Origin of the sequence: Agarivorans albus (assembly GCF_019670105.1) — a bacterium.
GTDB classification, from domain to species: Bacteria; Pseudomonadota; Gammaproteobacteria; order Enterobacterales; family Celerinatantimonadaceae; genus Agarivorans; species Agarivorans albus.
This window is the reverse complement of the sequence record NZ_AP023032.1, coordinates 2506806-2531954: the sequence shown is the minus strand read 5'-3', so window position 1 is coordinate 2531954 and position 25149 is coordinate 2506806. Positions and strand designations below refer to the sequence as shown.

Genomic DNA, 25149 nt, shown 5'->3' with positions numbered 1-25149 from the left:
TTCACGTTTAAATTTAGGTTCCTTATGCACTCTATTAATCAATGTGTAGCCAATCTAGTTTCTAACTTTTGGCAAATTAGGTCGTTGGTGGTACTAGGATTATTTTGTATGTTAGCGGGGTGCTCAAGTGCACCACCGCCAATAGCTGAAGACTTAACCAGTAACTGGCAGCCCGAGACTGTGCCTGCTCAAGTCTATTTAATACCAAATGGGAAAGAGGCGTTAGCTCATCGCATAGCGGCAGTTCGAAACGCTAAGTCTTACGTTTTACTGGAGTATTTTACTTGGGACCACGACCTCAGCGGTGCCTACTTATACCGAGAGCTGAGAATGGCTGCCGACAGAGGTGTAAAAGTAAAGTTAGTTCTTGATGACCTACTTGAATTTAATGATATGTGGTTAAGAACATTGGCCGCTCACCAAAACATTGAAATACGCATTTTTAATCCTTTTGAAGCGCGTCAGCTGGGCTGGTTTAGCCGCATGTTTGATTTTCAGATCCATAAAAATAAACGTAATCATCGCTTACATGAAAAGCTACTGCTAGTGGATGGTGATTTAATGATTACTGGTGGGCGCAATATCGGTGATAGTTATTTTGAATACAGTAAAAAAGCAAACTTTTTCGATTTGGACTTATTGGTAAAAGGAGCTGTGTTAGCGGCCTTTGAGAAAAACTTTAATCAGTTGTTTCAGAGTGGGAGTGCGGTTGATGTTCAGACCTTAGTGGGGAAACCAAGGGCAGAAGAGCGCGACTATTTTTTAGCGGGTTTTACCGAGCTTGCCAACAAATACCCATTGCAGCTAGCTGCGATTGCGGGCAGTGTATTAGCTATCGCTGAACCAGAATACACTTCTGTTGAAGCGACCGCTTTGTTTGATTCACTTAATAAACTTGAAGACAAACAACCTTATCATCGAGAGCGGTTGTCTAAAACTATTCAGCAGAAGCATAAGCAGATTGACCAGCTTGTTATATCTACACCGTATTTATTGCCTAAAGCCGTTGGAGAAAGTGATATACAAAGGTTCAAGCAAGCTGGTGCAAAGGTAACAGCAATTACTGCTGGTAAAACGGGCAGTGATTCAGCGTTTGTTGGAGCGTATTATTCCCCCTATCGAAAACAGTTATTACAACAAGACGTTAAACTCTATGAGTTTGCTCCAGACAAAGAGAAAGGACACGTTAAGCATTATTACCACGTAAAAGCGTTGGTTGTGAATAAGCAGTGTAGTTATGTTGGGTCCTCTAATTTTGATCCGCGCTCCGATCATCTTAATCTCGAGTTCGGTTTGTACCTATGCGGAGAAGGCTTTGCTGAACAGTTAGAAGACTATCTGTTCCAAGATCGCGATACCCATTTGTGGCAACTTGGATTGACCGAGAAAGGAAAGACTATTTGGCAGCAAGGAAAACAACAGCGCATTAAGGCGTCAGGGAGCAAAATAAGCAATGCGATATATCGCTCGCTGGGTTTAGTTTACGACCTCTAAGTTAACGGGCTTGTTGTTGCAGTTCTTCAAGCCAATGTTGATGATAGCTATTAATTTGCTTGGGAAGAAAAAACTTAGTGAGCCAGCTTATTCCATTACGTTGGGTTGTCTCAGTAATAATTGAACAGCCGTCTGCTTGGCAGTCTAACTTCCAAGCATGGTACATATCTATACTGCCAGATTTGCCTTTCCAAGCAATTTTTTTGTTAGGCACAAATTCGACCACTGTACATTCGAATTGAAGCTTTTTAGTTTTCCAAAGAAAGACCGTGCCTTTTTCTAACTCTAAGCCGTTACCGTTTAACAGCTGCACAGAGGTCGCTTTATTCTTCCATGTTGGCCAACACGGTGCCTTAATCAAACATGCCCAAACTCGCTCTGCAGGGACTTTGCTGGGCACAGCATTTTTAACATGAATTTGCGCGTTTCGAGGATGATAGTAATCTGGCCAGTTAATCTTTGTTTCCTTGAACATTCGCTTCACCATAATGAGTAAACAAGCAATATCGACATAAAGGAGCTTACATTTATATATTGTAGCGCAGGGTGTAACTCGCTTTTGTTTGGTTCGCATATATTGCGTTTTTACTATGTTTACGAGTGAACCAACTTTCTCCAACTAAGCATAAAAAGTACACCTATCCAATAAGTTATATCGATACAACTTTGACGGATTTAGTCCTACAAACAAGATTTAGCACTACGCCAAAGTAAGCTTAAAGTAGCGTAATTCCTTCCAAAGCTGAATTTGTCAGTTTTAGAGTTAAACAAACAACTAAGTAATTAAACAAAGGTTATTAATGAAAACTACATGGGCGGCGATGGCGCTGTCGGCTTTGTCTATTAGCATTTATTCAACCGATAGCACTGCCTCATATTTTGACGAAGTTGATGGAAAGTTTGATTTGGGCCATCACCTTGCAGAGAATGCCTATGGCTTTTTGCCTATTCCTATTCTAATAACTGAACCTGCTGTTGGCGCTGGTGGCGGTGCTATGGGGCTATTTCTTCATGAAACTGAAGAAGAGAAAATAGCCCGTAAGAAGCTAGCGATGTCATCACTAGATGGTGGTGCACAGTTGATACCCTCGGCAATTACTTTAGTGGGAGCAGCAGGCACCGAGAATGGTACTTGGTTTGCTTTTGCTGGACATCGACATTCATGGATGAAGGATTCAATCCGCTATACCGGTGGAATGGGCTTGGGGAAAGCTAATCTGAATATTTATAAAGATCTGTCTTTAGGTGATTTTACTAAAAGCATGCAGATTGGTACTAAAACCGAGGGCGCTCTAGCCCTGCAAAAGCTTCAGTTTCGTATCGCTGATACTCCTCTGATGTTGGGTGCTAAGCAAATTGTAGGAGTAAGCAAAGTAACGTTTGATACTGGTAACTCTAACGCGGATAAGCTGCTAAATGGCTTGTTAGGCAAGGTGTGGGGGGATGAGTCGATCACTTCTGGTCTAGGTTTTATTGCCGAATACGACACCAGAGACAATATTTTTTACCCAACTAGGGGGTATAAACTAAACGCAGATTACATGATTTATGATAAAAAATTGGGCAGCGATTGGGACTACCAAAATTTGAATGTGGATGGAGAGGTGTATCTTCCATTAGGTAGAAAATGGAACCTAGCTTTTGCTGGCAATTATCAACTCTTTAGCTCTGATGAATTGTTTTTATCACCCACAGCTCGACCTTATATAGGCTTGCGAGGGGTATCCGCCTATCGGTATCAAGGTGACGAGATTCATACTATACAATCACAACTTACTTACTCGATTGATCACCGTTGGACTATCTCGGCTTTTTATGGTGCAGGACAAGCTCTGCAGGAAAGTGAGTTAGCAACAGATGAAAGTGTACAGTCTGTGGGCGCAGGCTTTCGTTATCAAATCGCCCGAAGATATGGTCTTCGCTTAGGGATGGATTTTGCCTACAGCGGCGAGGAAAGCGCAGTGTATTTCCAAGTAGGGAGTGGTTTTTAAACACTAGGTGGATACTAACCAAATTCCCACTCCAATCATGAGTGTTCCGGAGATGCGGTTTAACAAGCGTACATTGCCGCTTTTGTTTAAGAATAACCGTAAGGTTTTTCCACCGGTTGCATAAAGAGTCATACATACAAACTCAGAAATTAGAATTATGCCCACCAATACACTCAGTTGCAGGGGAAGGGCTTTGTCCGCTTGGATGAAAGGCGGTAACAGTGAAATCATAAAGGCCCAACCTTTAGGATTGGCTATTGCTGTTACCAGCCCCTGTGTGGCTAATTGCCAAGGGCTAATTTGCGCTTGCTGTTCAATTTTTTCGGGTATGGCCATCTTTCCGCGAGAGCGCCACATTTGGATCCCTAAGTAACCAAGATAGCTGCCGCCAAACCATTTTAACAAGGTAAACACGTCTGGGTAACGCAGCATAATTGCAGCAACACCAAGTACTGCAAGCACCGCAACTATGCCTACTCCTATCATTTCACCTAGCATCATCCAAAAGGTACGGCGCAGCCCAATGGTCATGCCTAAAGTCATCGCTAGCGTCATACACATGCCAGGTGTAATAGAAACGAAGAAGAAGGTAGGGATAAAGATGAGTAGGGTAGACAGATCCATGGAGTAACCAACAGCATTTTTCAAAGGCTACAGTGTACTCTTTTTATTTTTAGATAAAAGTTGCCAGAACTATTCGTTGTTTTTGGTTAGTTGTATGGCTGCAAAATTTGGCGGCGCTGATAAATGCCTGTTAAACGCGGTTTGCTTTGGTCTAGAGACCATAAAATTAGCTCTAACTCTGCTTTTTCTCCCCAGTGGAAGACTAGATAGAATTAACAAAAGAACAAATAGTTAGCCAAGATTAAGGAGAGAAAACCACGTCATTTACGCGCATGATTATTCACTAACTGTGGTGCGTGTTTATTTCGTGGTTTTGGTGTGGCAAAGGTTTTTATTCTTATTGTGAGGTTCGATTGATCTTGTTGGTAATATTATCATTTGCCAAAGACTGTTTTTTGAACTGTGTCACTAAGCTGACTTGAATAAGCACTTGACTGTAAATTGAACTGATTTAGGTCAAAAATGCTTCAGATCTAGCGTTCTACAGTATAAGGACAATAAATGGATTTAATGTTCTTACAAGGAGTAGGTAATGAAAAACCGTTGGCTTATCGCAGCATCGGCCGTTGGGCTACATGCCTCTATCGGCTCGGTATACGCGTTCAGCGTATTTAAGAAACCCCTAGGTCAGCTGTTGGAGTCAGCGACCAACAATGAAATTGCTTGGACCTTCAGCTTTGCGATTTTCTTCCTCGGCTTATCCGCAGCGATTATGGGGCACTTCGTAGAAAAGAATGGTCCGCGCAAAGCCGGTATGCTCGCAGCTACGTTTTTCGGTGGAGGCTTGTTAATTGCGGGTTTTGGCGCCTATATTCAAAACCTTTATCTAATTTGGCTCGGCTATGGTGTGTTAGGCGGTATAGGTTTAGGGATTGGATATATTACTCCCGTATCTACCCTCGTTAAGTGGTTCCCGGATCGTCGTGGTCTTGCCACTGGCTTAGCGATTATGGGCTTTGGCTTTGGCGCTATGGTAGCAGGCCCGGTGTTTAACTTTATTATTGAAACCTTTACCGTTGAGGGCAATGGTATTGCTTACACTTGGTGGATCACCGGAGTTGTATATCTAGTTATCATGTTTGCTTCTGCGTCTTATTTAGAGCGGCCACCACAGGGTTGGATGCCAGATGCAATGAAGGCTGCGGTTGAGTCAGGTGAAAAGAAAGTTTTAGAGGATTTAACCCAACTAACAGCTAACGAAGCGGTTAAAACTGGTCCCTTTTATGGCTTGTGGGTGATGATGTTTATTAACATTTCCTGTGGCATTGCGGTTATTTACGCGGCCTCACCCTTGGCTCAAGAGAGTATTGGATTAAGCCCGGCGGAAGCTGCTGGTGTGGTTGGTCTAATGTCGCTGTTTAATGGACTTGGTCGAATTGCTTGGGCTTCATTATCCGATGTACTTGGTCGCCCAAATACCTATATGATTTTCTTTTTAATTCAGATTGTTGCCTTCTGTTTGCTGCCAAACATTACCAGCATCATTTTGTTCCAGGTTGTTCTATACACTATTCTAACTTGCTACGGAGGCGGCTTTGCAACGCTGCCTGCCTTTATTGGAGATCTATTCGGTACTAAGGAGCTGAGTGCGATTCACGGCTATGTGCTTACCGCGTGGGCGCTGGCTGGTTTGGCTGGCCCACAGATCGCAGCTTACGTTAAAACAACAACTGGCAGCTACGAGATGACGCTTTACATTTTTGCTGGTGTATTTGTTATCGCCCTAATCGCGTCTTTGCTGATGAAGTCTTACATGACCCGCGCGCGTGCTGAAATGGATGTGGCAGCGCAAACGGCTCACGCCTAAGCCAACATTGCAGTAACGGTTATGAAAAGGGGGCTTGTGAGCCCCTTTTTTAGTCACTAAAGAGTGTGGTCGCCATTAGACAAAAGAGCTTATTCAGATTGGGTGCTCTTGAGTCTATAACTTCATGGCTGTGTTTGGTAAGCGGTATGAATTCATATCTTTAGTGGGAATTTCCGATAGCTTGTTTCTTATCAAACTGAACACATTTACAAGGTTTCAAAGAGCCGCAAGTTGCCAGTTAGCACTATTTTGATAAATGAATCCTAGATAGTAATTTTGTTTCTGAAGCTTTAGAATTGCCCTGTTAGCAGAGTTCTGCATTATTTTTAACCAAGGAATCTTGAATGATCATTGCAAAAGACGACGTTGCCGTTTTTGAATACACTGTAACCGCTAATGGCGAACAACTTGATACTTCCGAAGGCAAAGAGCCTTTGGCAATTATTGTTGGCCATGGTCAGTTAGTACCTGGCTTAGAGCAAGCGCTAGTTGGCAAGCAGGTTGGCGACAAGTTTGATGCAGACATTGCTGCCGAAGATGCTTATGGCGAGCGTAACGATAACCTTGTTCAAGCTGTGCCAAAGAGTATGTTTGGTGATGTTGAAGTAGAAGTAGGCATGCAGTTTCGCGCTACTACCGACGAAGGTGAGCAATCAGTAATTATTATCGGCATGGAAGAAGACGAAGTAATTGTTGATGGCAACCACCCATTAGCCGGAATCGATTTGGCTTTCTCAATTGAAGTGACCGAAGTTCGTAAAGCGACTGAAGAAGAGTTAGCTCACGGCCATGTTCACGCTGCTGGTGGCTGTGGTCACCATCACTAAGCCTGCTAGAGTTGGTCTTCTATTGGTAGAAGACCAACTATCCAAGCTTGAAACTTTCGCCATGCGCTGGCTTTAGGCTCACTATCGTAGCGTGTTTCAGCTTGCTCCCTAAACGTTTCTACCCACTCTAATTGTTGCTTGTCATCTAGCTCTAGCAAATAGCTTTTAAATGGCAGTTCGTCATGCACTGCGTTAAACACTAGGTATGCCAAATTGGGGCAGGTGAGTAACAAGCCCATTTCGGTATTTAGATTGATAGAGCGTGGATCCCAATTAAAAGAGCCAATAAAGAGCTTTTCTTCATCAATTACAAAAACTTTGCTATGCAAACTTGCCCTAGAGGCACCTTTACCAAAAAAAGCTAAACGTTGTTTTTGCTTTGCATCCGGTTTTACTTCATAAAGAAATACATTCCCTTCTACCAAGCGTTTGCGATACTTTTTGTAACCAGAGTGAACGGCTGCAACATCGGTTGCTGCAAGCGAATTGGTAATCACACTTACGTCTATGCCTTTGTGGGCAAGTTCTATTAAACCTGAGGTACCTTCTTCGCCGGGCACAAAATAAGGAGAACTAAGTAAAATACTTTGCTCTGACTGCTCAAGTACACGGGCTAAATTTGTAGATACGTCACTAGCAAAGTCGCCATCTTTATTGGGATGATCAACTAGTAGCCTGCCGTCACACCAATATAGATAATCGCGAAAGGTTTTATCTTCGATTAATTTTGCGTAACGCAAATGAGCAACTACAAAGGACTTAACACTGTTTTTAAAAATCTGTTGTTCTAAACGGCGATATTGAGCTTGTATATCTATTTGCTTGGTATTTAAGGATTCAATGGGGTAGCTTCGAATGTTATTCCAATAGAGATCAAAGGCTTGATTTACTTCATCGACTATCGGCCCTAAGGCAATGGCATCGATATCAGAGAACTCTAGATCATCTTTAGCGCTAAAGTATTCATCGCCGATATTGCGTCCGCCTACTACAGTAATTAGGCCATCAATAGTTAGCGATTTATTGTGCATGCGGCTATTTAAACGCTCAAAGTCGCCCACCATGTTTGTTGCTCTAAAGGTGCGGTCGTAAAATGGGTTGAAGACCCTTACTTCGATATTGTCATGCAAGGCCATGGCTTTGAGAACATCGTCGTAATTGGAGGTATTAATGTCGTCAATTAGCAGGCGAACCCGTACCCCTCGGTCAGCAGCCCCAATTAAGTTACCGAGAAAAATGGCTCCCGTCATGTCTTCTTTAATCATGTAATACTGCGCATCAATGCTTAGTTGCGCTTCTTCAATTAACGCAATTCTAGCGGCAAAGGCACTTATGCCATCAGACAGAACCGCAATGCCATTTTTACCTGGTTGATATTGGGTAATTTGATTTACTTTGAATTGATTTTCGGACTCGACACCGGGCTTAATGGTGTAGCTTGGCTGCTTATATTGTTGAATTAGCTCGTCAGATGGGCGCTGGGCACAGGCAAAAAGCAGTTGGCTTACAAAAAGTATTAAAAGTAGGTGAGCGCTAGGCCGCTGCAATTCCATATGCTTCTTCAATAAGTAACTCGCTAAATACTAAAAGAAATTTTAGGTTATTTGTGGTCATTTAGCTAGCGAGTTGACAGAGCTAGAGCGTGTAATTGTTAACTTGCTGTTAATCCGTTTCCTAGCAACTAAAATAACGTATATAATGTCGCGCTTGATTTTACGAGACCAATTTTTATGCAAACTGCGCCAACTCTATTTAAACCTGAAACTTGCGTGAATCGTCAGCGTGCTGCTGCGCCATTCTTACCTATGTCACGTAAAGAAATGAAAACCTTAGGTTGGGATAGCTGTGACATTATTTTGGTAACCGGTGACGCTTACGTTGATCACCCTAGCTTTGGCATGGCAGTTATTGGCCGTATGTTAGAGGCCAAAGGCTTCAGAGTTGGGATTATTGCTCAGCCGGAGTGGACCAGCAAAGATGCCTTTATGAAACTAGGCAAGCCCAATTTATTTTTTGGGGTAACTGCTGGCAACATGGATTCGATGATCAACCGCTACACAGCAGACAGAAAGCTACGTCATGACGATGCTTATACGCCAAATAATGAAGGGGGTAAACGCCCCGATCGCGCCGTAATTGTATACTCACAACGCTGTAAAGAAGCCTACAAAGATGTGCCAGTGGTACTTGGCGGAATAGAAGCAAGCTTACGCCGTATTGCCCACTATGATTACTGGTCCGATAAAGTGCGTCGTTCGGTACTGTTTGATGCAAAAGCAGAGCTGCTTATCTACGGGAATGCTGAGCGTCCTCTGGTAGAAGTCGCACACCGCCTTAGCCAAGGTGAGGCAATTAGCGAACTAAATGATGTTCGTGGAACGGCGATTATTCGTAAAGAAGCGTTGCCCGGCTGGAGTGGCTTAGATTCAAGCCATCTAGATAAGCCTGGAAAAATTGACCCTATTCCTAGCCCGTATGCCGAAATAGAGGAAAGCTGTTCGACTAAAGAGGCCGAGACAGTTGACCCCAAAGAAGCCGAGCAAGCTAAACCGATTGTTGTGCAATTGGAAAAGAAGCGCCCTTGGGAAAACGTATATATTAATTTGCCGGCGTTTGAGCAAGTTAAAGTTAACCAAGTGCTTTACGCCCATGCTTCCCGGATTTTCCACTTAGAAACTAACCCAGGCTGTGCCCGAGCATTAGCTCAGCGCCATGGTGATAGAATTGTTTGGCTTAACCCACCTGCGTTGCCGTTAAGCACTGAAGATATGGATGGTGTGTTTGGTTTGCCTTACCAGCGTGTGCCGCACCCAAGTTACGGCAAAGCTAAGATCCCTGCCTACGACATGATTAAGTTTTCAATTAACATCATGCGTGGTTGTTATGGTGGTTGTACTTTCTGTTCAATTACCGAGCACGAAGGGCGAATTATTCAAAGTCGCTCAGAAGATTCCATCATCAACGAGATCGAGCAGATCAGAGATCAAGTTCCTGGATTTACAGGCGTTATTTCTGATTTAGGTGGCCCAACGGCCAATATGTATCGACTAAATTGTAAAAGCCCAAAAGCCGAAGAAACTTGTCGCCGCTTGTCTTGTGTTTATCCGACTATTTGTCACCACATGGATACTGACCATACGCCAACCATTGACCTGTATCGTAGGGCGCGAAAGGTGGAAGGGATAAAAAAGATTCTAATTGCTTCTGGTGTGCGTTACGACCTTGCCATTGAAGACCCTCGTTACGTTAAGGAGCTCGCCTTACACCACGTTGGCGGCTACCTAAAAATTGCGCCAGAGCATACTGAGGAAGGCCCATTATCTAAGATGATGAAGCCGGGTATGGGCACTTATCATAAGTTTAAAGAGCTGTTTGATAAATACTCGAAAGAAGCCGGTAAAAAGCAGTACTTGATCCCTTATTTTATCTCGGCGCATCCAGGCACTAAAGATGAAGACATGGTGACACTGGCATTGTGGTTGAAGAAGAATAAGTTTCGATTGGACCAAGTGCAGAACTTCTATCCATCGCCTTTAGCCAACGCAACGACTATGTATCACACCGAGCGAAATCCGCTGCATAAGGTTAGCCATACCAGTGAACGAGTATCGGTAGCCAAGAAAGGGCGTCAACGCCGCTTACATAAGGCCTTGCTTCGTTACCATGATGAGAAGAATTGGCCAATCATCCGCGAAGGCTTAACCAATATGGGCCTTACCAAGTTAATTGGTGGTGGCTTACACCATTTGGTGCCGGCAGACAGTAAGCGGGGAAGTCGTGGGGCAGGAAACCGCGGTTATAAAGGGGCGAAAAACAGTAACTTTGCAGCCACTCGATTCACTAACAAGCAATTTAAGCAAAAGCGTTAATAAAAAAGCGGCGTAAAGCCGCTTTTTTATATCATGTGTCTAACAACATCTAAGCTTACACACGCTACTAGTGCGTAAACTGCCCATCTAATTAATGAGTACTCATCGGCATTTAGATTGTTGACGGGCTTGAAGAAGATCCGCAGAGGATTGAACCAATCTTGATGGCGTTTAGCATGTAAAAACATCGCTCTTATCGCGAAGCTCATTGCCAGAATAAGGCAACTGGCTTCGCCCATCAGTAGCGTGTTATTCATGCGTTTACGCTATATGTTCAAGATACATCACGGTTAATTCAACTCGCGATTTAGCATTCAATTTACGAAGTAGACTTTTCACGTGAACTTTAACCGTACCTTCGGTAATTTTTAAAGTAGACGCTACTTCGCGGTTGCTGGCACCTTTGGCTATTTCGTTAAGCGTTTGTAATTCACGCTTGGTGACTGTTCCTAGTTTTTCAGCAAACTCGTCGGTTTCGTGCAAGCAGCTAAGGAAGGGGACAAGCTCTTCACTTAATACTTGTTTGCCCGCGGCTGCCTGTTTTAATTGCTCGTGCAGCTGCTCTGGTTCCATGTCTTTAAGCAAGTAACCGTCTGCACCTGCGTTAATAAGCTTAATAACGTCTTGTTTCGAATCTGATACGGTGAGGATAATGATGGTAGAGCTTACTTGTTTCTCACGAAGTAGTTTTAATGTATCTAAACCTGATAATCCTTTCATGTTTAAGTCTAATAGCACTACATCGGGTTCTAGCTCACTACAAAGCTCCACAGCTTGAGCACCACTGCCAGCTTCAGCAACTACGTTAAACTCAGGTTCAATGCTTAAAAACTGCACAATGCCTTTACGCATTAAAGGGTGGTCATCTACAACAAGAATGTTGATTGGGTCGCTCATAGCTTGCAGGATCCTTAATTACTCTTTCTAGGAAAGGTTAGTTTTACCGAAACACCACCGGACAACGATTGCTCAAAGCGAATATCTCCATCTAGTCGCTGAGCTCGTTCTTGCATAATCTGCAGTCCGTAATGGTCATTAACTTGTTTTAGTTTGCCACCCTGTAAGCCATTATCCGCTATTTCAACAGAAATAAGCTCAGAGTCACCAATACATTTAACCCAAATTTTATCACAGTCAGCATGTTTTAGAGCGTTTATGATCGCTTCTCGAACAATTTGTATTATGTGAATTTGCTTATCTGCTTCCACCATATCGTTGGATATATTGGTCTCAAGCTCTATTACTTGAGAGTGCTGGGTATTTAATTCGTCTACCAACACTTGAAGTGATTCAACCAATAGGGCGTTTTTAATGGTTAATCTGAAGGTGGATAGCAACTCTCGTAACTGGATGTAGGCGGCGCTTAATACTGATTGTATTTCTTCGCTAATTTCAAAGCTTTGTTGGCAATCGCAAGGGCTTTGCTTAAGTTGCCTTTGTAACAGGCTAGTTTGAATTTTTAAGTAAGATAAAGACTGTGCTAAAGAATCGTGTAACTCGCGAGCAATCGTAGCGCGCTCTTCCATTAACAACAGTTTTTGCTTTTGTAATAAGCTCTGTTCGAAACGCAGCACTTTAGTGATAGTGCGGCAGTAACTTGTAACAATGGCAGCTCTATCTTCGGGCACTAACGGCAGCTGCAGAGAGCCATATTGTTCTTGATTGAGCTGCAAGGATATTGGCTCTTCAAACTGAACATTTTGTTGGTGTAATTCAACCTCAATGTCCAATTTATCGATGTACAGCTTGGCACCCTTAATACCTAAGGTTTCGCAGAGCAGCTTAAGTGATTGCTCTAGGTGTTCCTCATTTAAAGTACTGTTAAATAGCGTTTGCTCTAGGTTGTACAAGAAGTTTAAATCGCGGTTAGCGCGGCGAAGCTCTTTAGTTTTGGCTTTAACTTGATTTTCAAGTGTTTGGTATGAGTGATCCAAATCTTGTGACATAGACATAATGCCTTTTGCCAAGGTTTCCATTTCGATGCTGGCGTAGCGGGTTGGCACAGAGATTTTAAAGTCACCTTGTTGCACTTGCTTGGCTGCTTCTACTAATCGATAAATGGGTTTGGAAATATTCTTTTGAATGTACCAAAGCGTGTAAACGGCAATAAATGTGATGATGGCAAAGGCAATTAATTGAAGCAGGGTTAGTGAGAATACTTTGGCTTCGGAGTTATATTGGGTTTCTGCAACAAATTCGTCGATTAGGTCGACAAATCCCACAATTTGGCGGTCAAATTCATCAATGTTCTTTTCTATCACAAAGGGTTTTAGTTGTACCCAGCGTTGTTTAACTTTTTGGTAGCGCTGGTTAATTGCATCATCTTGCTCGGCGGCTTTAGTTAAAGCATCACTGTTTAACGAGGTTTCAAATTGTTGAATTTTACGTTCTACTTCTTTGTCGTAAACATTTAAAGCATGTGCCATTCGGTAACTTTGCATACGCAAAGAGCCAGCTATATTTATCGCTTCTGCATCATTTAGGCTGTTCACCAAGGTGGTTAACGAACCAATTGCTACTAAGGCAAAAAGGAACATCATCACACTTAACAAGCGGATTACCGCTGTGCCTATGGAGCGTTTGCCAAAAAAACGTTTCAAAAATAAGTCCTTTTAATTCAATAAAGTTAACCGACAAATATCACAAAGCCAGTGTAACCGTTTAAGAAAGCACTTAACAAATTAAGATTTATTGCTTAGCATTAAAGTATCACCGAAGTCTAAATCGACCTAAGTCACAATGATATGGCGTTTAGACCCTTAGCATCGACTAAGCAGGGTAGAGTGCAGAAATGGCTTTGCCTCCCGCATTTGGAAAGGTTGATTTATGTTATCGGATTCATTTTCCCGAAAATTTTTCTATTTGCGTTTGTCGCTTACCGACGAATGTAACTTCAAATGTAACTATTGCTTACCTGATGGTTATCATTGCGAAACGCCCCATAATAATCTCAATTTATCTGAGATAGCTCAGCTTGCTGAATGCTTCGCTAAATTAGGCACAAACAAAATTCGTCTTACCGGCGGAGAGCCAAGCCTAAGAAAAGATTTAGTCGAGATTATGGAAGTATGCGCAAATACTGCCGGCATTCAGCAACTTGCGATGACTACCAACGGCTTTAAACTGGCGAATAACGCTAAGCGCTGGCGTGATGCTGGGCTTACTCATGTAAATGTAAGTGTTGATAGCTTAGATTCACGTCAGTTTGAGTTGATCACTGGTACCAAAACTTTCACTAAAGTGATGGCCGGAATTGATGCAGCACTAGAGCAAGACTTTACTGCGGTAAAACTCAATGCTGTGCTCATAAAGCAGATGGCCCAGCAAAACTTTCGAAAGTATTTGGAGTGGATTAAAGACCGCCCGGTTGAAGTCCGTTTCATTGAGTTAATGCAAATGGGTGATCAGCCCGATTATTTCCACAAACATCATGTTGCTGGCTCTGGATTTAAACAACTGCTACTCAACGAAGGTTGGGAGCAGCAAATTCGAGCTCATAACGCTGGGCCTGCTCAAGTCTTTCAGCACCCTGATTACGCCGGCAAAATTGGCCTTATCATGCCGTATTCCAAAGATTTTTGTGCTACCTGTAATCGCCTACGCGTTTCTTCACAAGGCAAACTACATTTATGCTTGTTTGGTGAAGAGGGGGTAGAGCTGCGCGATTTGCTGCAAAACCCTTCTCAAATAGACGTATTAAGCAAGCGTATTGAAGACGCATTACAAACCAAAAAAGTTAGTCATTTCCTCCACGACGGTAATACCGGCGCTACTCCACATCTCGCATCAATAGGCGGATAAGTTTTAGTGCGTGATAGAAATCACGCACTATACTTGATCTAAATCAATCATTTGAGCAAACACCCCTTAAGGGGTATGTTTTTGATTGTTAATAAAATTTACGCTTAACCCCAAGAAATTTAGGGTGGTTTTACCAGTAATGTTAAAGCCTGATTTCGTAAGGAAAATTGATGTCTGTAGACCTGTCTAAACGTCGTATGTTTAGTACTAACAAAGCGCTTCGCAGTAAACAACATCACTCTCTACCTTGGTTACAACAGTCTATTGAAGCTGGCTGTACTCAATGTGGAGAATGCGTCAAAGCATGCCCTGAACAGATTATTGTTAAGGGTAATGGCGGTTTTCCAGCAGTTGATTTCACCAAAGGTGAGTGCACATTTTGTTACGACTGTGCAACGTCTTGCCCCGAGTCTTTGTTTCACCCGAAGCAGCAACCTGCTTGGTCTAATTCTGTTGACGTTAATGCCTCTAAGTGTCTGGCACAAAACGGTGTTTATTGCCGAACGTGTAGCGACACCTGTGAGCAAAGGGCCATTAGCATTAAGCCATTACTAGCGGGAAAAGCAGAGGTACAAATTAATTCTGAGCACTGCAACAGTTGCGGGGCTTGTATTTCAGTATGTCCAAGCCAAGCCATTGAAATAAAGGAAGTTGGATGAACGAAGAGTACCATATTAGTAGTGCGGTGGTGTTGTGCCAACCAGACCGTATTAAAGAAGTCATCGATCAAATTAGCGACCTGGAAGGACTAGAAGTACATGGTTTTAACCCCGAGGGGAAAATCGTTGTTTCTATAGAAAGCCAGACGCGCAATAACATAGTAACCACCCTAGAAGACATCGGAAAATTGGAAGCGGTACTAAGCAGCAACCTAGTATTTCACCAATTTGAATCAGCTAATGAGGAAGTATCATGAAATGGACTCGCCGACAGTTTGTTAAAGCGAATGCGGTAAGTGCCGCAGCCACCGTTGCTGGTATTAGTTTACCTGCAAGTGCCACCAACTTAATTACTTCGTCAGAAGAAACAAAAGTGAAATGGGATAAAGCTCCTTGTCGTTTTTGTGGTACTGGCTGTAGTGTTTTAGTTGGCTCTCAGAACGGCAAAGTTGTTGCCACACAAGGCGACCCCGAGTCTCCGGTAAACAAAGGCCTTAACTGTATTAAAGGCTACTTCCTTTCAAAAATTATGTACGGTAAAGACCGTTTAACCACGCCTTTATTACGTATGAAAGATGGCAAGTTTGATAAAAATGGCGAGTTTGCTCCGGTTTCTTGGGATCAAGCCTTCGACATTATGGCGGAGAAGTGGAAAAAAGCACTTGCCGATAAAGGCCCAACTTCTGTAGGTATGTTTGGCTCTGGCCAATGGACTGTTTGGGAAGGTTACGCTGCAGCTAAACTACATAAAGCCGGCTTTTTAACTAACAATATCGACCCTAATGCGCGTCACTGTATGGCTTCGGCTGTTGGTGGTTTTATGCGCACCTTTGGTATTGATGAGCCTATGGGCTGTTACGATGATCTTGAAGCTGCAGATTCGTTTGTGCTTTGGGGCTCTAACATGGCAGAAATGCACCCAATTTTGTGGTCTCGCTTAACTGATCGCCGCTTGTCTGCGCCCCACGTTAAAGTTCACGTACTGTCTACCTTTGAACATCGCAGTTTTGAATTAGCCGATAACGGCATGGTGTTTACGCCACAAACCGATTTGGCAATTCTTAACTACATCGCGCATTACATAATCGAGAATGACAAAGTTAATTGGGACTTTGTAAACAAACATACTCACTTTAAACGCGGTGAAACAGATATTGGCTACGGATTACGTCCAGAGCATCCATTACAAAAAGCAGCGGCTAACCCTGATTCAGGCAAAATGACCGATATGAGTTTCGACGAATATCGCGAATTTTTGAAAGACTACAATGTAGAAGCGGTGGCGAAGCTATCTGGCGTACCTGCCGAAAAATTGGAAGCGCTAGCGAAAGATTACGCTGATCCAAATGTTAAAGTAACTTCTTACTGGACCATGGGCTTTAACCAACATACCCGCGGGGTATGGGCAAATAACTCGGTGTACAACATTCACTTGTTAACCGGCAAAATCTCAGAGCCTGGCAACAGCCCATTCTCACTAACTGGACAGCCATCTGCATGTGGTACCGCCCGTGAAGTGGGAACTTTCTCGCATCGCTTGCCTGCAGATATGGTTGTGGCCAATCCAAAACACCGCAAAATTGCAGAAGACATTTGGAAGCTACCAGAAGGAACCATTCCGCCTAAGCCTGGTTACCACGCGGTATTGCAGAACCGTATGCTTAAAGACGGCAAGCTGAACGCATACTGGGTTATGTGTAATAACAACATGCAAGCCGCACCAAATATCAATGAAGAGGGGTTGCCTGGTTACCGCAATCCTGAAAACTTTATTGTTGTATCTGACCCTTACCCAACAGTTACTGCCCAAGCAGCTGATCTTATTTTACCAACAGCAATGTGGGTTGAGAAAGAAGGTGCCTATGGTAACGCTGAACGTCGCACGCAGTTCTGGCATCAGCAAGTGTCTGCGCCGGGTGAAGCGAGATCAGACTTATGGCAATTGGTTGAGTTTTCTAAGCGCTTTAAGGTTGAAGAAGTATGGCCTGCAGAGTTACTAGCTAAGAAACCTGAATATAAAGGCAAAACCTTATACGACATTTTGTTCCGTAACGGCGTAGTTGATCAATTCCCTGTTGAACAAGTAAACGCAGAGCTTAATGACGAAGCGAAAGATTTTGGTTTCTACGTTCAAAAAGGCTTATTTGAAGAATACGCTGAGTTTGGTCGCGATCACGGCCACGATCTAGCACCATTTGATACTTACCATGAAGTACGTGGTTTACGCTGGCCTGTGGTTAATGGCGAAGAAACACGTTGGCGCTTCCGCGAAGGCTCTGACCCTTATGTAAAAGCTGGCGAAGAAGTTAACTTTTACGGTAAACCCGATGGCAAGGCACTAATTATTGCTACGCCTTACGAGCCTGCGGCTGAGTCTCCAGATGAAGAATATGATCTGTGGTTAAGCACTGGTCGCGTATTAGAACATTGGCACTCAGGTTCTATGACGCGTCGAGTTCCAGAGCTATATCGAGCGTTCCCGGATGCGGTATTGTTTATCCACCCAGAAGACGCAAAACAACGTGGTTTTAAACGTGGTGATGAAGTGATGATTCAATCACGCCGCGGTGAAGTTAAATCACGAATTGAAACTCGTGGCCGTAACCGTCCACCTAAGGGTTTAGTGTACATGCCTTGGTTTGATGCCAAGCAGCTCACCAACAAATTGACCCTAGATGCAACAGATCCGCTTTCTAAAGAAACCGACTTTAAGAAGTGTGCAGTTAAGTTAGCTAAGGTTTAACGCTATTAAAAGCATTGAAAGCCCCTCGCTTTCAATGCTTCGCTAAAAATATTTGCCAAGGTGGCGGAGAGAGTATTATGAAAATGCGAGTTTTATTATCTGGTCTATTAAGCAGTTTACTGCTTTGCGGAGTAGTAGTCGCAAATGACTACGTAAGTAATGGTGGTGTAGCTTCACTGCGGGGCGATACCGAGCTAAATACCCAAAACTCAGCAGCTGGCTTAAAGTCAGTGGTTGAACAAGACAAACCCTATGATGCCGATTATGTGTTTCAACCACCGTTGATCCCACACCAGATTCGTCATTACGAGATGAGCCTTAACGCTAATAAGTGTTTATCTTGTCATAGCTGGAAAAATGCCCGAGAAAGTGGTGCTACTAAAATTAGTGTAACTCACTATGAAGCGCGCGACGGGCAAGTATTGGCGGATGTGTCTCCTCGCCGTTACTTCTGTTTGCAATGCCACGTGCCTCAAAATGAAGCGGCCCCGTTGATTGAAAACGAATACGAACGCGTAGAGTCTTTACGCTAAGCATTAGTTTAACCAGAGGCTAAATTATGAAGTTATTGAAGGCATTTTGGCGCAAACTCAGTACTCCCAGCAAAGCTGCTGTGGGTGTTGTGCTAGCGCTTGGTTTTACAGGCGGTATTCTATTCTGGGGTGCGTTTAACACCGGTATGGAAGCAACGAATACCGAAGCGTTTTGTTCTGGTTGTCACGCACCAATCGTAGCTGAAATACAAGAAACTATTCACTATTCAAACCGTTCAGGTGTGCGTGCTATTTGTTCAGATTGTCACGTTCCACATAACTGGACTGACAAAATTGTACGCAAGGTTCAGGCAAGTAAAGAGCTGGTAGCCTTTGCTATGGGTACCATTAACACTCAAGAAAAATTTGAAGAGCGCCGTAAATATTTAGCAGAGCGCGAATGGCATCGTATGAGCCAAAATGATTCTCAAGAGTGTAGAAATTGTCACGAGTTTGAATTTATGGATTTCTCAGAGCAGCGTCCTCGCAGTGTTGCGCAACACTCAGATGCGTTAGCTAGCGGGGAAAAGACCTGTGTTGATTGTCACAAAGGCATTGCTCACCGGTTACCGGATATGAGTGGTGTTGAAGGCTGGTAGTAAAATAAGGAAAACACATGAGTACTTTGGAATCAGTTTTTTGGCATGTTTTGGGCTATGCAGCCATGCCAACCATTTTTGTAATGGGATTCATTGGTGTAGCAGTGGTTTCTTTAGCGGTTTTGTCCAAATGGGATAAAGACCAATAAGTTAGCACGATAAATCTTTTCATCTAAACGCTTAGTAGGCATTATTAGCCTACTAAGTCGTTCAAGCTTTTAATCAAATGCAATCAAATTCTCTCATAAAGTTAACAGGAGTTGTTCTCGCTGGCGGCAAATCTCAGAGAATGGGAAGCGACAAAGCAGCGCTTCAGTGGCAGGGGAGTAGTTTACTTAAATCTAGGCTTAGCTTGCTTGAAGAGACATTAAATAACGAATGTTATGTGAGCGGCAACTATCCTGAGTTTCGTCATATCGAAGATTCTAGTGAATCGAAAGGACCATTGTCCGGCATACTTTCATGCCTTCAAACCCTTAACCAACGGTTTTGCCTGTTCATCCCTGTTGATATGCCCCTACTCAATATGCAAGTTCTTGATGTGATTATAAATCAACACCAAACTGAACCTGGCAATTACTATTTCTCAAATAGTGTTTTCCCTATAATTGTTGAAGCTAATGCCAAGAACTTGTCCTGTTTAGCTGATGTTTTGTCTTTGCCAGTGGCAAAGCAAAGGTCAATAAAAGCTTTTTTAAACCTTATTCAAGCCACTGAAATTGAAGTACCAAAAGAATTAGCACCTGCGATGGTAAATACCAATACTCCCGAGCAGTGGCAACATATACAAGATAAAGTTGGAGAATCATAATGAGCCATCTGGCCAACGATACGCAAACCTTCTTAAACATCGCGGTATTAACCGTTTCCGATACACGTAATGAAGATACTGATACTTCAGGACGTTATTTGGCCGAAGCTCTTACAGAAGCCGGCCACAAACTGGCTGATAAACAAATTGTTATTGACGATGTTTATCAAATTAGAGCCACATTAAGTAATTGGATTGCTGACCCGTCAATAGACTGTGTTATCTCTACCGGAGGCACCGGTTTTACTGCACGAGATAATACTCCAGAAGCGGTAAGTGTATTATTTGACAAAGACATTGAAGGTTTTGGAGAATTGTTCCGCCATATTTCTTATACCGAGATTGGAACATCTACAGTGCAAAGTCGCGCATTAGGCGGGTTTGCCAATAAAACTGTGATCTTTTGTGTTCCTGGGTCAACCAACGCCTGTAAAACAGCATGGCAGAAAATCTTGTTAGAGCAATTAAATAGCACTCATAAACCCTGTAATTTTGTGCCTCATACAGGTCAAAAATAATGAGTGAATTTACTCATATTAATGCTTCTGGTGAAGCAATTATGGTGGACGTCTCAGAAAAGACCGAGACAAGCCGAATCGCTAAAGCACAGGCTTTGGTACAAGTTAATCAGCTAACCGTAGATAGCTTGCTAAATGGAGAACAGCACAAGGGGGATGTGTTTGCATGTGCTCGTATAGCTGGAATTCAAGCGGCTAAAAAAACATCCGAGTTGATTCCACTATGCCATCCCTTAATGTTAAGTAAGGTTACCGTTGATTTAAGCTTAGATGAAAAAACAGGCATTATTGCGGTAGTAAGCACCGCTAAACTAAAAGGCCAAACCGGCGTAGAGATGGAAGCGTTAACCGCTGCTAGCGTAGCTGCGCTAACAATTTATGATATGTGTAAAGCGATTCAAAAAGACATCATTATTAAAGATGTAAAGCTACTAGAAAAGCATGGCGGAAAATCAGGTTCGTTTAGCGCCGAATAAGCAGGATGTTTAGATGATAATTAAAGTACTATTTTTCGCTCGTTTAAAAGAGCAGTTAGGCGAAAGCTCGATAAATATTGAGTTAGTAGAAGGTAGCGATACTAATACCTTAAAGGAAACGCTGCTTGCTAGAGGTGAGCAATGGTTGGCCTTAAATGATGAGGCGATTTTGACGGCAGTTAACCAAAACCATCTTAGCCAAGTTGTAACGCTAAATAACGGTGATGAAGTTGCATTTTTTCCCCCTGTTACAGGCGGTTAGATGATTAAAGTACAGCTAGAAGATTTTGACGTTGGAGAGGAATACCAACGTTTGCGAGAGCGAGCGAGTGCTGGCGCTATCGTATTTTTTGTTGGTCTAGTTAGAGATATGAACTTAGATCAACAGGTTAAGGGGCTTCAGCTGGAGCATTACCCGGGTATGACCGAGTTGCAGCTGGAGAAAATTGTCGCTGAAGCAAAAACGCGCTGGCCAATCCAAGACGCAAGTATTGTGCATAGGGTTGGGGATTTAGATGTCAGTGATCAAATCGTTTTTGTTGGGGTAAATAGTGCTCATAGGGAAGCATCCTTTGAAGCCTGCCATTTCATAATGGACTACCTTAAAACTAAGGCTACCTTTTGGAAAAAAGAGCGCACTTTAGGCGGTGATGTATGGCTTGATGCTCGTGAGTCCGATCTTAAAGCGAAAGATAAATGGTAGCCCGTTTAGCTTGTATAGTTGCTGTTTTTGTTAGCTCAATTGCTCTCGCTAAGCCCGTTACCATCGCTGTGGCTGCCAATTTTAAACAAACTTTAGAACTATTAGCTGAAGACTTTAAAAGCCAACATACTGAATTCAACTACAGAATATCTAGCGCTTCTACCGGGATTTTGTATAACCAAATAAGTCACGGTGCCCCCTTCGATTTATTCTTCTCGGCTGATGACATTCGGCCAAAACAGCTGGTAGAAGAAGGAAAAGCGCGCCAGCAAATGGCCTATGCGTATGGCCAGTTGGTATTTTGGGCTCCAAGCTTTTTAAATAAAAATGGCGATAAGGTAACAGATAGCAGTTTATGGGATAACTGGGAACAGATGTATGCCTACGCTAACCCAACACTAGCACCATATGGTTTGGCAGCCGAGCAATTAGCTAAACAGAAAAATAATGATGCCAAAATAGTGTTAGCGAATAATGTATCTCAAGTATTTCAATTTATCTCTACTGGTAATGTCGCAGCAGGATTTGTAGCTCGCTCAATTCAAACTGATTTTAATGGGTCTTATTGGTTGGTACCGCAAGATTTACATAAGGGCGTTGCTCAGCATGTTGCGTTGCTTAGCGATGAATCTCAAGCTATTGAATTTTATAACTACTTGTTAAGCGAGAACGCACAAACTATTATCACTGAAAATGGATATTTGTTACCCAAAATATGAGCGATGCTGAATACCAAGCCATTATCCTTTCTGTAAAACTTGCAACGATTAGTTGCCTAATCTTATTGCTACTAGGCACTCCTTTAGCTTGGTGGTTAGCGCGCAGTCACTCTAAGTTAAAGCATATTGTTGAAGCGGTCGTCGCATTACCCATTGTTCTACCTCCTACAGTGTTGGGTTTCTATTTGCTGATCGGATTCGCGCCTAATAGCTTTCTGGGGCAATGGTGGCAGGCTATAACTGGTAGCCAATTGGCCTTTAGCTTTTCGGGGCTGGTATTTGCCTCATGTTTATATTCCTTACCTTTTGTCGTTCAACCCATTCAAAGTGCTTTTAAACAAATTGAACCTGGCGTATTAGATGCCGCAAAAGTGCTTAGAATGCCTAGGTGGAAACAGTTGCTGTCTGTGGAGTTACCGCTGGCAAAAAGTGGCTTTATTGTTGCAATGGTATTGGGGTTTGCACACACCTTAGGAGAGTTTGGGGTGGTGTTAATGATCGGGGGCAATATTCCTGGAGAAACCCAAGTGATTGCGATTGCGCTGTTTGATCACGTAGAGAGTCTTAATTTTGCCGCTGCCCACCGTTTAGCCTTAGTGTTATTGGGTATTTCATTTTTCGCTTTATTGCTCACTTATGGTGTGACCGGAGCTAAGAAACGGGTAGGGAGTGTGGGTGTTAAGTTTTAATCTACATTATCAAAGAGACGATTTTGAGTTAAGTGTAGAGGCCTGCTCTCTACCTTTGCTTACCGGTGTGTTTGGACCGTCCGGAATTGGTAAAACCAGCTTATTGCGATTACTTGCTGGATTAGAGTACCCTCAAACAGGAGAGATTAAATACTTAGAGCAAGTATGGTTTGATAGCAATAGCTGTTTAGCCTCATATCAACGACCCATAGCTTTTGTCACTCAAGGAAGTTTTTTATTTCCTCACTTAACTGTGGCAAAAAACATCAAACTGTCACAAAGGGTGAGTGCCAGTGATTTAGCATATTTAGTTGAGAGTTTTGGTGTTAAAAACCTTCTTAATAAAAATGCCCAACAGCTTTCTGGTGGGCAAGCCCAGCGAGTCGCGCTGGTAAGGGCGCTAGCAACCAAACCCAAAGTATTATTTTTAGATGAAGCGTTCTCAGCTTTAGATCGAAAAGCTGCTACCAATTTGCTGAAAATATTAAAGAAGTGGCTAAAGCAACATCGCATCTGCAGCTTACTTATTTCTCATAATCCAGAAGATTTAGTGTTTTTTAGCGATAAGGTGCTGTTAATGGAAGACAGCCAAACACTTACGCTTGGAAATAGCCTTGAGTTGATTAACCAATATAACGGTAAGGCTAAACAAGCCATAGTGTTAAGTGTAGAACGTAGTGAGCGTTTGGCAGATGAGGGATGGCGTTGGTTTAAGCTGGGCCAGCAATACATCTTAGCTGAGAGCCCAGAGGTGCTAGATGAAGGTGTTCACTTAGTGAGTATTTCACCAAGTAACATTGTGTTGTCGAAACAATTTGTAGAAAGTTGTAGTGCTCAAAATCAGTGGCAAGCCGAAGTATTATCGGTTAATTCTTTGGAAGGTACCTTTTATGTAGAAGTGAGTTTAGAAGGCGTGGCTTTTAAAGTGCCTATCTCTCCGCGAGCACAACAGACTTTGGCATTAAAAATGGGAGAGCAGATATTTTTAATGCACAAAGCGGTTAAGCTACATAATCAATTCTAACTAAAGAATTGGCTCGGCAAACATTTCTATAGTCACCATTTCACCGGCGCTTACACGGCCTCTATCTTGTTCAAGTACTACGAAACAGTTAGCCTCAGTTAAGCTGGTGAAAATAGCGCTACCTTGAGCACCGGTCGATTTTACTTCTAGTTGGCCGCTGCTACTGATACTTGCAAAACCACGTTGATAGTCTGTTCTACCCGGTGATTTTTTGAAATCTAGTAAAGACTTTGCCGGGATTGCGAGTGGCTCTTTGTAGTCCCATCCACACGCTTTTGCTATTACTAGCATTGCCAGTTTGTAGAACGTTACATAAGCCGAAACCGGGTTGCCAGGCAGGCCAATAAAGTATGAATTTGGCAGATTACCGTAAGCAAAAGGTTTACCGGGCTTAATTGCTAGTTTCCAAAAGTTTATGTCGCCAATTTCATCTAAAACCATTTTAGTGTAATCGGCTTCGCCTACCGATACACCGCCACTGCAAATGACTATGTCAGCAACTTGGTCTGCTTTAATAAAAGCTTCAGTAACCAGCTGTTTATCGTCAGCAATAACGCCTAAATCTATTACTTCAACAGGTAACTTTGCGAGTAGGGCGCGAATAGCAAAACGATTACTATCGTATATTTGACCATGCTTTAGTGGGTTGCCAGGTTGAATTAGTTCGTCACCGCTAGAAAACAATGCCACTTTTAGTAAGCTTTGAACTGATATTTCGTTAATGCCCAGTGTGGCGAGTAAACCTATGTGGCTTGAATTTAAGCGGGTCTTCGCTGGGATAACAACTTGTCCTTGTTTAACATCTTCACCTTTTAAGCGAACATTTTTGCCTTTGTTGATTGGCTGCTTAAATGTGATCTGTTGTTCATTGTCTGCGTTTATTTCAGTGTTTTCTTGCATTTCTACAGCATCACAGCCGGGAGGTAGTGGTGCGCCGGTCATAATTCTTACGCAATGACCGGGTTCTAATGCTAGTTGCTGGGTATCTCCAGCAAACACTTTGTGACTAAGTGGAAGAGTTTTATTGTTAGGTAGTTGTTCTGCGCAAATAGCGTAACCATCCATCGCGCTATTATCGAAGGGAGGAATATTAATAGGCGACACAATGTCTTCTGCTAATACTCTACCTAGCGCATCTTCTAAACTCACGGTCTGTATTTGGGTTTTTAGGCTAGCGCTATCGCTTAATAAAGACCTTGCTTGTTCAATGGGCATTAGACCTGGTTGGCTGCAGCAATCCATGTATCTTCCTATAGGGTAAT

The 25149-nt window shown here is 42.9% G+C and carries 27 protein-coding genes and 1 riboswitch; of the genes, 20 read left to right on the top strand and 7 right to left on the bottom strand.

Annotated features, from left to right (window positions below; translation table 11 throughout):
• The first annotated feature begins 108 nt into the window (after positions 1-108).
• The gene (locus tag K5620_RS11650; protein ID WP_016401829.1) at positions 109-1494 is read left to right on the top strand and encodes a phospholipase D-like domain-containing protein; all 1386 of its coding nucleotides are present in this window, start codon (positions 109-111) and stop codon (positions 1492-1494) included.
• Between the two features lies 1 nt (position 1495).
• Here K5620_RS11650 and K5620_RS11645 read toward each other — a convergent pair whose 3' ends face one another.
• Complete coding sequence (locus K5620_RS11645) at positions 1496-1969, bottom strand: SRPBCC family protein (RefSeq protein WP_016401828.1); 474 nt, start codon at positions 1967-1969, stop codon at positions 1496-1498.
• Positions 1970-2294: 325 nt separating this feature from the next.
• Here K5620_RS11645 and K5620_RS11640 point away from each other — a divergent pair, with 325 nt between their 5' ends.
• Positions 2295-3485: a BamA/TamA family outer membrane protein gene (locus K5620_RS11640; protein ID WP_016401827.1), complete on the top strand. Its 1191-nt coding sequence runs from the start codon at positions 2295-2297 to the stop codon at positions 3483-3485.
• A 3-nt stretch (positions 3486-3488) separates the two neighbouring features.
• Here the strand turns inward: K5620_RS11640 and K5620_RS11635 are convergent, their stop codons facing one another.
• Entirely contained in the window at positions 3489-4109 is a 621-nt protein-coding gene (locus tag K5620_RS11635; RefSeq protein WP_040307175.1) for a LysE family translocator, read from the bottom strand.
• Between the two features lie 532 nt (positions 4110-4641).
• Here K5620_RS11635 and K5620_RS11630 point away from each other — a divergent pair.
• Both K5620_RS11630 and K5620_RS11625 read left to right on the top strand, forming a co-directional pair.
• Complete coding sequence (locus K5620_RS11630; RefSeq protein ID WP_016401825.1) at positions 4642-5916, top strand: L-lactate MFS transporter; 1275 nt, start codon at positions 4642-4644, stop codon at positions 5914-5916.
• Between the two features lie 344 nt (positions 5917-6260).
• The gene (locus tag K5620_RS11625) at positions 6261-6743 is read left to right on the top strand and encodes an FKBP-type peptidyl-prolyl cis-trans isomerase (protein WP_016401824.1); all 483 of its coding nucleotides are present in this window, start codon (positions 6261-6263) and stop codon (positions 6741-6743) included.
• A 5-nt stretch (positions 6744-6748) separates the two neighbouring features.
• Here the strand turns inward: K5620_RS11625 and K5620_RS11620 are convergent, their stop codons facing one another.
• A complete protein-coding gene (locus K5620_RS11620) occupies positions 6749-8308 on the bottom strand; it encodes a phospholipase D family protein (RefSeq protein ID WP_215426400.1) in 1560 nt (519 codons plus the stop codon).
• Between the two features lie 165 nt (positions 8309-8473).
• Between K5620_RS11620 and K5620_RS11615 the strand changes: the two genes are divergently transcribed.
• Complete coding sequence (locus K5620_RS11615) at positions 8474-10612, top strand: YgiQ family radical SAM protein (RefSeq protein WP_016401822.1); 2139 nt, start codon at positions 8474-8476, stop codon at positions 10610-10612.
• 26 nt (positions 10613-10638) lie between these two features.
• On the opposite strand, the gene K5620_RS11610 is transcribed toward K5620_RS11615, so the two are convergent.
• From K5620_RS11610 to K5620_RS11600, 3 genes are read right to left on the bottom strand one after another with little or no spacing between them, the layout of a single operon-like run.
• Complete coding sequence (locus K5620_RS11610) at positions 10639-10869, bottom strand: hypothetical protein (RefSeq protein ID WP_040307174.1); 231 nt, start codon at positions 10867-10869, stop codon at positions 10639-10641.
• Positions 10870-10873: 4 nt separating this feature from the next.
• Positions 10874-11509 (bottom strand): two-component system response regulator NarL, encoded by a 636-nt coding sequence (gene narL / locus K5620_RS11605; protein WP_016401821.1) that lies wholly within the window; start codon positions 11507-11509, stop codon positions 10874-10876.
• 14 nt (positions 11510-11523) lie between these two features.
• Positions 11524-13212: a type IV pili methyl-accepting chemotaxis transducer N-terminal domain-containing protein gene (locus K5620_RS11600; RefSeq protein ID WP_016401820.1), complete on the bottom strand. Its 1689-nt coding sequence runs from the start codon at positions 13210-13212 to the stop codon at positions 11524-11526.
• Positions 13213-13310: 98 nt separating this feature from the next.
• A riboswitch (molybdenum cofactor riboswitch) is annotated at positions 13311-13449 on the top strand.
• On the opposite strand from K5620_RS11600, the gene moaA reads away from it, so the two are divergent.
• From moaA to K5620_RS11525, 15 genes are all read left to right on the top strand, one after another.
• Positions 13439-14413, top strand: coding sequence for a GTP 3',8-cyclase MoaA (gene moaA, locus K5620_RS11595; protein ID WP_016401819.1), 975 nt, complete (start codon positions 13439-13441; stop codon positions 14411-14413). Its footprint overlaps the riboswitch before it by 11 nt.
• 170 nt (positions 14414-14583) lie before the next feature.
• Entirely contained in the window at positions 14584-15072 is a 489-nt protein-coding gene (gene napF, locus K5620_RS11590; RefSeq protein WP_016401818.1) for a ferredoxin-type protein NapF, read from the top strand.
• On the top strand, positions 15069-15329 hold the full coding sequence (locus K5620_RS11585; protein ID WP_016401817.1) for a chaperone NapD: 261 nt from the start codon (positions 15069-15071) through the stop codon (positions 15327-15329). The genes napF and K5620_RS11585 overlap by 4 nt, the downstream gene beginning before the upstream one ends.
• A complete protein-coding gene (napA, locus tag K5620_RS11580) occupies positions 15326-17815 on the top strand; it encodes a periplasmic nitrate reductase subunit alpha (RefSeq protein ID WP_016401816.1) in 2490 nt (829 codons plus the stop codon). Before K5620_RS11585 ends, napA begins: the two co-directional genes overlap by 4 nt.
• A gap of 83 nt (positions 17816-17898) precedes the next feature.
• Positions 17899-18348: a nitrate reductase cytochrome c-type subunit gene (locus K5620_RS11575; protein ID WP_040307189.1), complete on the top strand. Its 450-nt coding sequence runs from the start codon at positions 17899-17901 to the stop codon at positions 18346-18348.
• A gap of 26 nt (positions 18349-18374) precedes the next feature.
• A complete protein-coding gene (locus tag K5620_RS11570) occupies positions 18375-18947 on the top strand; it encodes a NapC/NirT family cytochrome c (protein WP_016401814.1) in 573 nt (190 codons plus the stop codon).
• 17 nt (positions 18948-18964) lie between these two features.
• Positions 18965-19096 (top strand): TIGR02808 family protein, encoded by a 132-nt coding sequence (locus tag K5620_RS11565; RefSeq protein ID WP_016401813.1) that lies wholly within the window; start codon positions 18965-18967, stop codon positions 19094-19096.
• Positions 19097-19173: 77 nt separating this feature from the next.
• Positions 19174-19758, top strand: coding sequence for a molybdenum cofactor guanylyltransferase (gene mobA, locus K5620_RS11560; protein WP_051147614.1), 585 nt, complete (start codon positions 19174-19176; stop codon positions 19756-19758).
• A complete protein-coding gene (gene moaB / locus K5620_RS11555; RefSeq protein ID WP_016401811.1) occupies positions 19758-20276 on the top strand; it encodes a molybdenum cofactor biosynthesis protein B in 519 nt (172 codons plus the stop codon). The genes mobA and moaB overlap by 1 nt, the downstream gene beginning before the upstream one ends.
• Positions 20273-20752, top strand: a complete 480-nt coding sequence (gene moaC / locus K5620_RS11550) for a cyclic pyranopterin monophosphate synthase MoaC (RefSeq protein WP_215426405.1) — start codon at positions 20273-20275, stop codon at positions 20750-20752. Before moaB ends, moaC begins: the two co-directional genes overlap by 4 nt.
• Positions 20753-20765: 13 nt before the next feature.
• Positions 20766-21014 (top strand): molybdopterin converting factor subunit 1, encoded by a 249-nt coding sequence (gene moaD, locus K5620_RS11545; RefSeq protein ID WP_016401809.1) that lies wholly within the window; start codon positions 20766-20768, stop codon positions 21012-21014.
• Positions 21015-21455, top strand: a complete 441-nt coding sequence (moaE, locus tag K5620_RS11540) for a molybdopterin synthase catalytic subunit MoaE (protein WP_016401808.1) — start codon at positions 21015-21017, stop codon at positions 21453-21455.
• A complete protein-coding gene (modA, locus tag K5620_RS11535) occupies positions 21449-22174 on the top strand; it encodes a molybdate ABC transporter substrate-binding protein (protein ID WP_016401807.1) in 726 nt (241 codons plus the stop codon). The genes moaE and modA overlap by 7 nt, the downstream gene beginning before the upstream one ends.
• The gene (gene modB, locus K5620_RS11530; RefSeq protein WP_016401806.1) at positions 22171-22863 is read left to right on the top strand and encodes a molybdate ABC transporter permease subunit; all 693 of its coding nucleotides are present in this window, start codon (positions 22171-22173) and stop codon (positions 22861-22863) included. The genes modA and modB overlap by 4 nt, the downstream gene beginning before the upstream one ends.
• Positions 22850-23887, top strand: coding sequence for an ATP-binding cassette domain-containing protein (locus K5620_RS11525; protein ID WP_016401805.1), 1038 nt, complete (start codon positions 22850-22852; stop codon positions 23885-23887). The genes modB and K5620_RS11525 overlap by 14 nt, the downstream gene beginning before the upstream one ends.
• Here the strand turns inward: K5620_RS11525 and moeA are convergent, their stop codons facing one another.
• Complete coding sequence (gene moeA / locus K5620_RS11520) at positions 23888-25129, bottom strand: molybdopterin molybdotransferase MoeA (protein WP_016401804.1); 1242 nt, start codon at positions 25127-25129, stop codon at positions 23888-23890.
• Positions 25130-25149 lie beyond the last annotated feature (20 nt).

Bases quoted from the DNA above. Each gene is read 5' to 3' on its own strand.
- K5620_RS11650 (WP_016401829.1), top strand. From the start codon at position 109: ATGTTAGCGGGGTGCTCAAGTGCACCACCGCCAATAGCTGAAGACTTA.
- K5620_RS11645 (WP_016401828.1), bottom strand. From the start codon at position 1,969: ATGTTCAAGGAAACAAAGATTAACTGGCCAGATTACTATCATCCTCGA.
- K5620_RS11640 (WP_016401827.1), top strand. From the start codon at position 2,295: ATGAAAACTACATGGGCGGCGATGGCGCTGTCGGCTTTGTCTATTAGC.
- K5620_RS11635 (WP_040307175.1), bottom strand. From the start codon at position 4,109: ATGGATCTGTCTACCCTACTCATCTTTATCCCTACCTTCTTCTTCGTT.
- K5620_RS11630 (WP_016401825.1), top strand. From the start codon at position 4,642: ATGAAAAACCGTTGGCTTATCGCAGCATCGGCCGTTGGGCTACATGCC.
- K5620_RS11625 (WP_016401824.1), top strand. From the start codon at position 6,261: ATGATCATTGCAAAAGACGACGTTGCCGTTTTTGAATACACTGTAACC.
- K5620_RS11615 (WP_016401822.1), top strand. From the start codon at position 8,474: ATGCAAACTGCGCCAACTCTATTTAAACCTGAAACTTGCGTGAATCGT.
- K5620_RS11610 (WP_040307174.1), bottom strand. From the start codon at position 10,869: ATGAATAACACGCTACTGATGGGCGAAGCCAGTTGCCTTATTCTGGCA.
- narL (WP_016401821.1), bottom strand. From the start codon at position 11,509: ATGAGCGACCCAATCAACATTCTTGTTGTAGATGACCACCCTTTAATG.
- moaA (WP_016401819.1), top strand. From the start codon at position 13,439: ATGTTATCGGATTCATTTTCCCGAAAATTTTTCTATTTGCGTTTGTCG.
- napF (WP_016401818.1), top strand. From the start codon at position 14,584: ATGTCTGTAGACCTGTCTAAACGTCGTATGTTTAGTACTAACAAAGCG.
- K5620_RS11585 (WP_016401817.1), top strand. From the start codon at position 15,069: ATGAACGAAGAGTACCATATTAGTAGTGCGGTGGTGTTGTGCCAACCA.
- napA (WP_016401816.1), top strand. From the start codon at position 15,326: ATGAAATGGACTCGCCGACAGTTTGTTAAAGCGAATGCGGTAAGTGCC.
- K5620_RS11575 (WP_040307189.1), top strand. From the start codon at position 17,899: ATGCGAGTTTTATTATCTGGTCTATTAAGCAGTTTACTGCTTTGCGGA.
- K5620_RS11570 (WP_016401814.1), top strand. From the start codon at position 18,375: ATGAAGTTATTGAAGGCATTTTGGCGCAAACTCAGTACTCCCAGCAAA.
- K5620_RS11565 (WP_016401813.1), top strand. From the start codon at position 18,965: ATGAGTACTTTGGAATCAGTTTTTTGGCATGTTTTGGGCTATGCAGCC.
- mobA (WP_051147614.1), top strand. From the start codon at position 19,174: ATGCAATCAAATTCTCTCATAAAGTTAACAGGAGTTGTTCTCGCTGGC.
- moaB (WP_016401811.1), top strand. From the start codon at position 19,758: ATGAGCCATCTGGCCAACGATACGCAAACCTTCTTAAACATCGCGGTA.
- moaD (WP_016401809.1), top strand. From the start codon at position 20,766: ATGATAATTAAAGTACTATTTTTCGCTCGTTTAAAAGAGCAGTTAGGC.
- moaE (WP_016401808.1), top strand. From the start codon at position 21,015: ATGATTAAAGTACAGCTAGAAGATTTTGACGTTGGAGAGGAATACCAA.
- modA (WP_016401807.1), top strand. From the start codon at position 21,449: ATGGTAGCCCGTTTAGCTTGTATAGTTGCTGTTTTTGTTAGCTCAATT.
- modB (WP_016401806.1), top strand. From the start codon at position 22,171: ATGAGCGATGCTGAATACCAAGCCATTATCCTTTCTGTAAAACTTGCA.
- moeA (WP_016401804.1), bottom strand. From the start codon at position 25,129: ATGGATTGCTGCAGCCAACCAGGTCTAATGCCCATTGAACAAGCAAGG.